A 1,303-nucleotide genomic window follows, 5' to 3' on the forward strand; every position below is an offset into this window, starting at 1 on the left:
TTTGACCCGTCCTGAATAAAGGCTACATAATTTTAAACATTATGTACAAAAATGACAAAGTAATTAGACGGTATTCCGAATCTTTTAAACTCAAAATTTTAGACGAACTTACCGCAGGAAAATTAAACAAGTATCAACTAGGTAAAGCTTATGGTATTGCACCAACCACTATCAATGAGTGGATTAAGAAGTACAACCGTAAAGACCTAATGAACACCAGAGTAACCGTGAAAACTAAAGACGAGATTACACGTATTAAACAACTTCAAAAAGAGATTGAACAGCTCAAAAAACTACTCTTGAAAAAAGATATGGATGCGCTTATTGATGATTCATACCTTGAGGTTGCAGCAGAACAGTTAGGATATAAATCTGTTCTGGAGCTAAAAAAAAAGCTAAGTATCAAGCCTTAATCAAGGCCAGAGAAAAGTCAAAGGGATTTGCTTCTCTAACTACTATAACTGCTGGTTTCGGACTTAAACGTGATGCGTACTACAAATACAAACGTAGAGAAGATAAACGTTTAGAGATAGAGAAAAAAGTGGTTACAATAGTCAAGAATAGACGCAAATCCCTTCCTAGAGAAGGTGTTAGAAAACTTACCAAAGCATTAAAACAAGAGTTTACTAATACCCATTTAAAAATAGGTAGAGATACCTTATTCAATATCCTTAGAAAACACAATATGCTTACACTTAGAAAGAAATACAGCTCAAGAACCACTAACTCATTACACAGGTTCTACAAGTATAAAAATATCATTAAACACATCGAAGTGACTAAATCAAACCAAGTCTGGGTTAGTGATATTACTTACATTAGAACTATAAAAGGCTTTTGCTACTTAGCGCTAATTACAGATATGCACAGCCGTAAAATCATTGGATACGACGTTAGCAATAGCCTAGAACTTAAAGGCTGTGTCAGAGCTTTAAATAAGGCTTTATATCAATCTAAAAATATTAATGGGCTTATACATCATTCAGATAGAGGCATACAGTATTGTAGTAACGTTTACACTCAAATCTTAAAGAGAAACAACATCGACATTAGTATGACTGAAGAAAATCATTGCTACGAAAATGCAATGGCAGAACGTGTAAATGGCATCTTAAAAGATGAATTCTATCTCGACCAGACATTTGATAGCCTGCAACACGCAAAGAGAGCAACAAAAAATGCAATTAATCTATACAACGAAATAAGATTACATTTATCTTTAGACTATAAAACACCAAATATGGTATATAAATTAACAGCGTAAAATCAATTTTAACCTGTAGCCATATTTCAGGACTAGACA

2 protein-coding genes are annotated in these 1,303 nt (G+C 33.3%); both read left to right on the plus strand.

Features of this window, described 5'->3' with window-relative positions:
- Positions 1 to 41: 41 nt before the first annotated feature.
- Positions 42 to 413, plus strand: a complete 372-nt coding sequence (locus ACFSQS_RS16110) for a transposase (protein ID WP_040254794.1) — start codon at positions 42 to 44, stop codon at positions 411 to 413.
- The gene (locus tag ACFSQS_RS16115; RefSeq protein ID WP_388021247.1) at positions 413 to 1,264 is read left to right on the plus strand and encodes an IS3 family transposase; all 852 of its coding nucleotides are present in this window, start codon (positions 413 to 415) and stop codon (positions 1,262 to 1,264) included. Before ACFSQS_RS16110 ends, ACFSQS_RS16115 begins: the two co-directional genes overlap by 1 nt.
- Positions 1,265 to 1,303: the final 39 nt, after the last annotated feature.

Source organism: Gelatiniphilus marinus (assembly GCF_042684345.1).
Taxonomy (GTDB): domain Bacteria; phylum Bacteroidota; class Bacteroidia; order Flavobacteriales; family Flavobacteriaceae; genus Gelatiniphilus; species Gelatiniphilus marinus.